Consider the following 9677-nt stretch of genomic DNA (forward strand, 5'->3'; position numbering starts at 1 on the left):
ATGTAGAAGAGACAAAGGTAGCGCATCCTGTTCCCCCAATGGTGCCGTTCCATATTAGACGCAGTTGGAGCCCGCGATTCGACAAAGACCGGTAAAAATTCCGCTAGTTCCGACTTAAGCGAAATTATCGGCGATGATGGGCTTGGCCTGCTCGCGGTCATGATCGTTGCGATGTTTTAAACCCTTTTTTCGGCCGTTTGATCGCTCGCTAAGCCAGCCCTTCGGCGCACAGCGCCCGTTGCACCGCCGGGCGTGCCTCAACGCGCTCCTCATAGGCAATGAGGCGATCCGGAATTTTCAGCCCGGAATCGCGCACCCAGCGAACCATGACATAGAGCAGCGCATCGGCGGTAGTGAAGGTGTCGCCGAACAGATATCCGTCCTTCAGTCGCTGACCGATCATGGCTAGCCGCCCGGCGCCTGCAAACGGCTTCACCGTTTCGCGGGCTGACTGTCGAAGCAGTGAAAGCGCCAGCGCGCATCTGTTGCGCTTGGACCTGGAACACGCGTTTCATCAATGCCGGGCGCAGCCGGTGTTCGTCATGTCTCAGCCGAGATTTTCTCGGATCATCGATCAGGATATCAGGACGTCTTACGGCAGATGCCGACGAGACCGTCGCCGGGGGGCCGAACTTGCCGCGTTGCCATCAGAAGCTTTAGGCGACACTCTCCAAGGCGACGCGGTCCGTCGGAACGAGACGCGCCGTAGCAGCGAGAAGATCGGTCTGCGAGATCAGCCCGATGATCTGCCACGCCTGGTCGATCACGACAACGGCGTGTGTTTTCCCGTCCGTCAGGACTGGCAAAAGGCCAAGCGCGGGCGCGTCAGCCGAAGTTGTCGCCGGTGGCGCCATAAGAGCCTTAACCGGACCGGACGCAAAAGCGAGTTCTCGAAGTCCGACACTGCCTACGAGCTTGCCGTCAGGCTCTTTGACCGGCAGTGTGCGCACATTGTGTCGGAGCAGCAGCGCATGCGCCACCTCAACAGTGGTGTCGGGGCTGACTGCAACGACATCCCGCGACATGATGTCTGCGCATTTCAGATCTTTGCTGGACCGGACCGTCGCTTGAATTTCGACTTCTCGCAAAAGCCGGCTCAGATCTGCACGATCGATGTCGAACGTTTCCTTCAATACCTGGAGGGCCGCATCGACGTCTTCCTCACGAAATCCGCCCCGCCGGTTTGCGGGCGGATCCTTCGTATGATGCATGCTGGTCGCGCTGACGACAACATGCGGATAATTGTGCCGTGACAGCTTGTGAAACAGAAGCCCGAGTGCCACCAGGATGCACGAATTCAAGCCCACCGGCACGAACGGGAAGAGCAAACCCCAACTTGCGACAGGCGCACCGCCGAGGACTGCGGTCAAGGCCGCCGCTCCGCCGGGCGGATGCAGGCAGCGGGTGAACGACATCGCCGCAATCGCAAGCGAAACGCCCACACCAATTGCGACGATTGGGTCATGAATGAGATTTGCGGCGATGACCCCCATGAAAGCAGAGATCGTGTTTCCACCGATAATCGGCCAAGGCTGCGCCAATGGGCTTGACGGAACAGCAAAGAGCAGCACAGCCGAAGCCCCCATCGGCGCGACAATCAGCGGAAGGTGGGGACCCTCGCCGAGGAGGCCACCGCAAATGAGGCCCGTCAGTGCGATGCATGCAAGCGCACCCACACATGCAACCAGCCGCTCGCGAAGTGTCGCACCGGCAAGGATGGGCGCAAACAGACGAAAACGCCAGCCGGACAAGGCTTCACGATGTGGGAGACGCATATATCACCTGTGGATTTGTCAATGAGATGTGGGCCACACCCGACAAAAGGATCGGGCGATGGCAACGGTTATGGACCTGCCCCACCAGCGGAAAGAAGGGCCGTTCGAAACGTATCCAGCTCTGAAGACCCCGCGTTCTTGCGTGCGAGAAACGAGGTTTGGGCCGAACCCGCAACAACCGTCTGGACACCGGACACCTGCAGCTGCGACAGGATCGACGCTGGAATGACACCAACGGCGCCTCCTGCAAGGACACTCGCAACCACGGCGTGGTAAGATGACATCTCGATCGTCATGAACGGCGGAAGACGGCAAAGCCAATCCTCGGCCATGCGCCTATAGGTGCACCCGGCCTCAAGCGCGGCGAGTGTGCCAACGGTGATGTCCGCGGCATGACGAACTGGCGGATGATCCGGAGGAAGAATGATCAGAACCTCCTCGCTCCAGAGCGGCGCGAGCTCAAGCTGGCAAAAATCAACGTCGGCAAGCCAGGCGGCTGCATGCTTGCCGATGGGCAATGCGATCAAGGCACAATCGAGTTCCTCCGCCAAAACGGCACGGGCGAGATCCCGCGTCGCACCCATTGTCAGCCGAAGAGAAATATGAGGAGCAACGGTTGCGAACCGTGGCAGAATGTGCGGTAGCCGGCTTGCCGCCGTGCTCTCCATTGTCCCTACACGCAAAGTCGCCGGCCGGCCGGAGGCCGACAACGAATGGCGCGCCTCGTCAGCCAATGCCGCCATTCGCTTCGCGTAAGACAAAAACAGCCGCCCTTCGCGAGTGAGGGTCATCTGCTTTCCATCCCGGTTGAAGAGCAAGACACCGAGATCCTCCTCCAACTGTTGGATTCGGGTCGTAACACTCGAACCGACGCGCCCAAGCGCCTCGGCAGCGCGCGTCACGCTTCGATGTTCGGCGACGGACAGAAAGACACGGAGCGAGGGAAAATCCACGTAAGTCTCTATTTCAGAATATTGAGCCGCTATTATTCTCAAAAACAGAATACGATCAAGTCGCGGTAGAGAACGGATTTTTCAAAGTTTCAGCCGCTGCCGAGAAGGAAATTGCGCAACTTGCCGAATGCTCGCAGCCTGTGACGATGCCAGCAGGGGCCGTCGACCTCGCTTGGGCGTCGGTCGCGATGCGTTCAGCGGCACGCAAGGAACTCGTTCGCCAGTGAGCGGATCCTGCATGCTCTTTGGGCATTGAGCGCAATATATCGGCAGCGCCGCATGACGCCAGTGAGCAACGAAGGGCAAACAAATGGCACGCCGCTTGCTACGCGATGGCCGTTCTTTTTGAAAGGTTCCGGTCAATGGTATTGCCTTTTGTTTTTCTGAGCATCGCAATCGGCTTCAGCGTAAGGGGATGCTTGCCGGCTTTCGCCGCGTATCCCGAGATGGCTCCACGGAAAATCACGCTCACCATGCTGGCGCCAGCCATCTGCATCTCAGCCCTCGCTCTGGCCTTTTCCGGCCGCGGCGTCTTGCTGGGAGGCGCGACTTTGGCGTCCGGTCTCGCTGTTGCTTCGGTCGCTAGAACAATTCTTGGGCCGGCCACCATGGTCGCAATCGCGGCAACCTGCCTCGTTATTTACCTTTATCTGTCGCCTGCGCAGATCATATAAGAAAAACCGTAAAACGTCCTGTGGCGCAGAGCTTCACCCCAATCGTGATCCGGACGCGCGCGCGTGTGGTATCGGAACGTTCGCCTTTCTTGGAGACATCACGAGCCAAGTAGCCGATCCGGCAGGCTGAAGGCGAAGCCGGCGACAGGCCTCGCCGGCTTACGCTGCCCGAACGGTGTCGCTTTCGCAACTAAGCTGCCTGCACCTTCTTGGCTGTTCTTGCCCAGGCCGGCAGCCAGTCACCGTGTGTGGAAAGAAGATCGTCGACGAGCGACCAGATCTGGTCGAGGTCGAGTTCAGCTGCCGTATGCGGATCCATCATCGCAGCGTGGTAGATGTGTTCGCGATTTTCCGTCATCAGTGCCTGGACGGTCAGCTCCTGAACATTGATGTTGGTGCGGATGAGCGCTGTCAGCTGTGGCGGCAGGTTGCCAATGAAGGTTGGCTGAATGCCCGAGGCGTCGACCAGGCAAGGCACTTCGGCGGCGCAGTTTGCCGGCAGTGAGGTGATGCAGCCGTTGTTGCGGACATTGCCGTAGACGACCGACGGTTCGCCAGTCCAGACGGAGTTGATGATGGAGGAAGCATATTCCTTCGATTGTTCGACCTCGATCGTCTCGGCCGAGCGGTAGGCTTCGGCCTGTCCTTTCCAACGCTCGATCTGCTCGATGCAGCGCTTCGGATATTCGTCGAGCGGAATTCCGAACTTCTCGATCAGGTCCTCTCGGCCCTCTTTGATGAAGTAGGGCGTGTATTCGGCAAAGTGCTCCGAGCTCTCGGTGACGAAATAGCCAAGGCGAGTCAGCATCTCGTAGCGCACCTTGTTGGGGCAGCGCGGGTTCCAGCCGGGCTTCGGGGCACGACCTTCACGATAGGCGCGGACAAGATCGGGATAGAGATTCTTGTAGGAACCATCCGCCTGCCGGTGCTCGAACGTCAGATAGAAGGCCATATGGTTGATGCCGGCCGAGCGATAGCGGATTTCCTCGTAAGGAATGTCAAGGTCATGCGCCAGCTCCATGGCCGTGCCCTGGACGGAGTGGCAGAGGCCGACCTGCTTGATTGCCGGATATTTTTCCGCAATCGCCCAGGTGTTGATGGCCATCGGATTCACATATTGCAGCATGATCGCCTCCGGGCAGACGGCGAGCATGTCCTCGCATATCTTCCAAAGGTGCGGCACGGTTCTAAGCCCGCGCATGATGCCGCCAACGCCGAGTGTGTCGGCAATGGTCTGGCGCAGACCGTATTTCTTCGGCACTTCGAAATCGGTGACGGTACAGGGCTCATAGCCGCCGATCTGGAAGGCGACGACGACGAAGTCCGCGCCTGTCAGCGCCTTGCGCTGATCGGAGTAAGTTTCAGCCCTGGCCTTTACGCCCAGCGTCGAAATCAGCTTGTTGACAACGACGGCGCTTTCTTCGAGACGCTGCGGATTGATGTCCATCAGCGCGATCGTGGCGCTCGACAGCGCCGGACGCTGCAAGACATCGCCGACGATGTTCTTCATGAAGACGGTGGAGCCTGCTCCGATAAACGTGATCTTGGGATTTCGTGCCATTATAACCTCCGGCATTCGGCAATCATGCTACCTCGAAAGCGGCTTTCACCAGCCGTTCCGTGTAGGCGGTCTTGGGATTGGATAGGACTTCGTTGACAGGCCCCTCTTCCATGATGCGGCCATGCTGCATGACGATCACCCGGTGGCACAGCGCCCGCACGACCTTGAGATCGTGCGAGATGAAGAGGTAGCTCAGGCCCCGCTCGTCCTGCAACCTGCGCAAGAGCTCGATGATCTGCGCCTGGACGGAAAGATCGAGCGCCGAAGTCGGCTCATCGAGCAAGATAAATTCGGGTTCGAGGGCGATAGCACGGGCAATGGCGATGCGCTGGCGCTGGCCGCCGGAGAATTCATGCGGGAAGCGCGAGAGAATATGGCCCGGCATGCCGGCCGCAATCAACGCCTCGCGCACCCGGTCCATGCGCTCGGCTTTCGTCGCACCGAGCCTGTTGACGACCAGCCCCTCCTCGATGATCTGGCCGATTGTCATGCGCGGATTGAGCGACGAGAACGGATCCTGGAAGACGATCTGCATACGCGATCGTAGCGGCCTCATCTCGGCGCGCGAGCGGCCGTGGATGGGCTGGCGGTCGAAATAGATCTCTCCGCCGTCCGGATCGTTCAACCGGACGAGCGCCTGACCGAAGGTCGTTTTGCCGGAGCCGGACTCGCCGACGAGACCAAGCGTCTCATGACGGCGAAGCGTGAGACTCAGACTGTCGACAGCGACGAGTTCCTTCATTTCCGGCTTGAAGAACGTGCCGTGGCGCAGCATGAAGGAAACGCGCACCCCTCTGGCATCAAGAATGATCTCGGAATTTTCCGGCAATGGGTTGGCCTGACCACGCGGCTCGGAGCCGAGCAGATGCTTCGTGTAAGGGTGCTGAGGATTGGCAAAGAGCCTTTCGGTCGTGTTGTGCTCCCGCATCTCGCCATGCTGCATCACATAGACATAGTCCGAGAACTGCCGGACGACCGTGAGGTCGTGGGTGATCAGGATCACCGCCATGCGCAGTTCCTTCTGCAGGTTGCGGATAAGGTTCAGGATCTGTGCCTGCACGGTCACGTCAAGCGCTGTCGTCGGCTCGTCGGCGATGAGGACGTCCGGATCGTTGGCGAGAGCCATGGCAATCATCACGCGCTGGCGCTGGCCGCCTGACAGCTGATGCGGATATTGCTTCAGTCGGGCTTCGGGATCGGGAATTTGCACATGCTTCAAAAGCTCCAGCGCCCGCGCTTCCGCCTGCCGGCGGCCGAACTTCTGGTGTACACGGATTGCCTCGACGATCTGACTGCCGACCGTATAGATCGGGTTGAGCGAGCTCATCGGCTCCTGGAAAATCATCGAGATGCGGTTACCGCGCAACTTGCGCCGGGCGCTTTCGGAAAATTTCAGGATATTGGCGCCATCATAGTCGATGCCCGATTTCGGCGAGACAACGGCGCGCTTCGAAAGAAGCCCCATCACCGTGCGCGCTGTTACCGATTTTCCGGATCCGGACTCGCCGACGATCGCGATCGTCTCTCCGCGATAGAGCTGAAACGAGATATCCTTGACCGCCTCGACGAAGCCGTCTTCGACCTTGAAGGTCACCGCGACATTGCGTGCGTCGATGATTGGACTTTCCTTGCGGCCATCATGATCATGGCGAACGGGCGGTGCAAAGGAATTGACGAGAGAAAGGGCCATCTTCACCACCTCAATAAGGATCGACTGCGTCGCGCAGGCCATCGCCCAGCGCGTTGAATGCAAAGACGGTCACAAGCACAAAGCCGACAGGGGCAAGGATCCAGGGATAGGTGCCGATGACCGAGTAATTCGCCGTATCCTGGAGCATGAGACCCCAGGAGATCAGTGGCGGCTTCACCGCAAAGCCCAAGAAACCGAGGAACGATTCGAGCAGCACCACGCTCGGGATGTGCAGTGTCACCGATACGATCACGTGGCTCATCACGTTCGGAAAGATGTGCTGGAAGATGATGCGCCGGTCGGTCGCGCCGACGGCCATCGCCGCCCGCACATAGTCGATGCGCGCCAATGCCAGCGTCTTGCCGCGAACCTCCCGCGACATCTGCGCCCAGCCGAGTGCCGACATGACGACGATGACGAAGGCAAGGAAGACGTTGGTCGGAGCCGTCACTGGGATCAACGACGTCAGCGCCAGATAAAGCGGCAGTTGAGGAAATGCGAGAACCAGTTCGACGAAGCGCTGAACCCAGACGTCGAATGTGCCGCCGAAGTAACCGGAGACCATACCGACGGTCGTGCCAACGAGCGTGACGATAAAGACGACGGTGAGAGCGATCACCAGCGAAATGCGCGAGCCGATGATCGCGCGCGAAAGCACGTCACGTCCAAATTTGTCGGTGCCGAGAAAATGCACCGGCTGGCCATCTGTCGAACCGAAGAAATGCCGGTTCGCCGGGATGAGGCCGAAAAGCTTGTAGTCCGCCCCTTTCACGAAGAATCCGAGGTAGCGGGGATTGTCATAATCCGGACCAACGATCGGCTGGAAGGTGACGGGGTCGAGTTCTTCGGAATCGGCGAGCGCATAGACGCGCGGCTGAAAGACGAAGTTGCCATCCTTGTCGTGGAAGCTGATGGCCTGCGGCGGCGCGAAGCCGACATCGGTTGCCTTCGGATCCATCGGCGCGAAGAAATCCGCAAACACGGCCATGATGATCAGCAGCCCGACGAGGATGAGGCCCATCATGCCTGTCCAGGAGCGCTTCAGACGGCGCCACACGAGCGCGATGTAGCTTTCGTTGCCGTGCGGCGGCTTCTTGATGGTTTCTTCGTGCGGTGGTGGCAGGGAGGAGTCGAAGGCGAACATATCAGGCTCCTACAGACTGACGGACACGCGGGTCGAGCAGGGCAAGCAGCATATCGGCGATGATGTTGCCGACAATCAGCGTTGCCGACAGCACCATCATGAAGGTCGCGGTCACATAGACATCGCCAACCGCCATGGAGCCGACGATGGCGGGACCGACGGTCGGCAGGGCGAAAATGATCGCCGTCTCGATTTCTCCCGTCAGCATGTAGGGAAGCACGACGCCCTGGTACATGACGAGCGGATGCAGCGCGTTGGGCACCGCATGGCGCATGACGACCGCGCTGCCGGTCAAGCCTTTCGCCTTGGCCGTCTCGACATATTGCGCGTTCAGCGTATCAAGGAGATTGCCGCGCATGACCCGCATATTGTAGGCGAGTCCCCCGAATGTGGCGATCGCAACGACCGGCCAGACATGACTGACCAGATCGACGAACTTCGCCCACGACCATGGCGCGCCGCCATATTGCGGCGAGAAGAAGCTGCCGATCTCGGAAATGTTGAATTGGAACACCAGCAGGTAGACGATGATCAGCGCCATCAAGAAGCGCGGCACCGTCATGCCAAGAAAAGAAATGCCGGAAAGAAGGCTGTCGATCCAGGAATATTGGCGTGTCGCCGCCCAGATGCCGAAGGTGATGCCGAGCACTGAGGCAAAGAGATGGCACACCAGGGCCAAAAGCAGTGTGCGCGGCAGGCGCTCTCCGACGACGTCGGCAACCGGCTTGTTATAGTACATGCTGTAGCCGAAATCGCCGCGGGTGACGATGCCGCCGATCCAGTTGAAGTATTGGATGACCATCGGTTGATCAAGGCCGTGCTCGACGCGGTAGGCCTGGGCCTGCGCCTCCGCCTGCGCATAGGAGGCTCCGCTCTGGTTGATGAGCTGGGAGCGAATGTAATCGGAGTAATCGCCAGGCGGTGCCTGAATGATCGCGAAGGTCACCACACTCAGGATCAAGAGCACAGGGATCGCTGAGGCTATGCGCACGAGCAGGAATCGTAACATCGGACGGTTCGCTTCTCCTTGCCGCCAGTCGCTCCTCGGCAGCGCGGCCGGCTTGTTGGTTATGACCGGCCGCGCGCCACGCGCGGCCGGAAGCTCACTTCATTTGGGAGGGAGCTCTAGTTCAGCGGACCCTTTTCTCCCGGCTTGCCGGGAAGTTGCTCTGGGAAAAGTTCATATTTCTGCTGCTTGTCGGCAGCCACCCACAGCCGTTCGCGGATGACGGAATCTTCAGCCCAGTTGAACATAAAGATCGGTGTTCCCTGCGGGATGTTCGAGAAGCGCTTGTTGATGATCAGTGCCCCCGGATATTCCGTAAGGCCCACGGTGTTCACGTGCTCCGTCGAAATCTTCTGATACTCTTTCATAAGCCTGACCCGTTCGTCATTGTCCTGGCTTGTCCTGAATTTGTTGACGATATCGACAAGCTCTTTCTCGAAGGGCATCAGGTCGAGCTGGTCGTCCTTGCCGGCACGGTGATGCCAGCTGGTGCGCGGGCCGACAGGGGCGAGTTGCTCTGTATTCTGCACGACCGAAGCCAGTTCCGTGGTGTTGCGCTGGATCAGCCAGTCGAAGCGGCCGGCATAGTGCGCATCGTCGCGCTTCGGTCCGTCGAGGGCATTGATAATGATCTTGAGGCCCAGCTTCTCCATCTGGCCGACGACGCCTTCTGCGAGGCTCTTGTCGGTCGCATAGTCGTTATTGACGAGCAGCACGATTTCGACGTTCTTTCCGCCCGCCTGGCCGGCGGGGAAGTTCACGAAGCCGTCGCCATCCGTATCCTTCAGGCCCGCCTCGGCAAGTCCGGCCCCGGCGCCCCTCCGGTCGTCTGTGTTGGAGGGGGGCGCCTGCCGGCCGTCAACACGCGCGTCCG

At 59.6% G+C, this 9677-nt stretch carries 9 protein-coding genes; all 9 read right to left on the bottom strand.

Annotated features, from left to right (window positions below; translation table 11 throughout):
• Positions 1 to 208: 208 nt before the first annotated feature.
• Positions 209 to 403 (bottom strand): glutathione S-transferase C-terminal domain-containing protein, encoded by a 195-nt coding sequence (locus tag C9413_RS21040; RefSeq protein ID WP_040115069.1) that lies wholly within the window; start codon positions 401 to 403, stop codon positions 209 to 211.
• Between the two features lie 253 nt (positions 404 to 656).
• Positions 657 to 1775 (bottom strand): HPP family protein, encoded by a 1119-nt coding sequence (locus tag C9413_RS21045; protein ID WP_170250858.1) that lies wholly within the window; start codon positions 1773 to 1775, stop codon positions 657 to 659.
• A 68-nt stretch (positions 1776 to 1843) separates the two neighbouring features.
• Positions 1844 to 2728, bottom strand: a complete 885-nt coding sequence (locus C9413_RS21050) for a LysR family transcriptional regulator (RefSeq protein WP_040115066.1) — start codon at positions 2726 to 2728, stop codon at positions 1844 to 1846.
• A gap of 325 nt (positions 2729 to 3053) precedes the next feature.
• Entirely contained in the window at positions 3054 to 3218 is a 165-nt protein-coding gene (locus C9413_RS21055; RefSeq protein WP_170250859.1) for a hypothetical protein, read from the bottom strand.
• 374 nt (positions 3219 to 3592) lie between these two features.
• Positions 3593 to 4963 carry an alpha-glucosidase/alpha-galactosidase gene (locus C9413_RS21060; protein ID WP_040115064.1) on the bottom strand — a complete coding sequence of 457 codons (1371 nt, stop codon included), beginning with the start codon at positions 4961 to 4963 and terminating at the stop codon, positions 3593 to 3595.
• 22 nt (positions 4964 to 4985) lie between these two features.
• Complete coding sequence (locus C9413_RS21065; protein ID WP_040116503.1) at positions 4986 to 6653, bottom strand: ABC transporter ATP-binding protein; 1668 nt, start codon at positions 6651 to 6653, stop codon at positions 4986 to 4988.
• A 10-nt stretch (positions 6654 to 6663) separates the two neighbouring features.
• The gene (locus tag C9413_RS21070) at positions 6664 to 7797 is read right to left on the bottom strand and encodes an ABC transporter permease (protein WP_040115063.1); all 1134 of its coding nucleotides are present in this window, start codon (positions 7795 to 7797) and stop codon (positions 6664 to 6666) included.
• A 1-nt stretch (position 7798) separates the two neighbouring features.
• Positions 7799 to 8806: an ABC transporter permease gene (locus C9413_RS21075; RefSeq protein ID WP_040115062.1), complete on the bottom strand. Its 1008-nt coding sequence runs from the start codon at positions 8804 to 8806 to the stop codon at positions 7799 to 7801.
• A 116-nt stretch (positions 8807 to 8922) separates the two neighbouring features.
• The coding region (locus C9413_RS21080; RefSeq protein ID WP_246703813.1) for an ABC transporter substrate-binding protein at positions 8923 to 9677 on the bottom strand (755 nt) is incomplete at its 5' end.

This window comes from Rhizobium sp. SEMIA 4085 (assembly GCF_013004495.1).
Classification (GTDB): Bacteria; Pseudomonadota; Alphaproteobacteria; order Rhizobiales; family Rhizobiaceae; genus Rhizobium; species Rhizobium gallicum.

Bases quoted from the DNA above. Each gene is read 5' to 3' on its own strand.
- C9413_RS21040 (WP_040115069.1), bottom strand. From the start codon at position 403: ATGATCGGTCAGCGACTGAAGGACGGATATCTGTTCGGCGACACCTTC.
- C9413_RS21045 (WP_170250858.1), bottom strand. From the start codon at position 1,775: ATGCGTCTCCCACATCGTGAAGCCTTGTCCGGCTGGCGTTTTCGTCTG.
- C9413_RS21055 (WP_170250859.1), bottom strand. From the start codon at position 3,218: ATGGCTGGCGCCAGCATGGTGAGCGTGATTTTCCGTGGAGCCATCTCG.
- C9413_RS21060 (WP_040115064.1), bottom strand. From the start codon at position 4,963: ATGGCACGAAATCCCAAGATCACGTTTATCGGAGCAGGCTCCACCGTC.
- C9413_RS21065 (WP_040116503.1), bottom strand. From the start codon at position 6,653: ATGGCCCTTTCTCTCGTCAATTCCTTTGCACCGCCCGTTCGCCATGAT.
- C9413_RS21070 (WP_040115063.1), bottom strand. From the start codon at position 7,797: ATGTTCGCCTTCGACTCCTCCCTGCCACCACCGCACGAAGAAACCATC.
- C9413_RS21075 (WP_040115062.1), bottom strand. From the start codon at position 8,806: ATGTTACGATTCCTGCTCGTGCGCATAGCCTCAGCGATCCCTGTGCTC.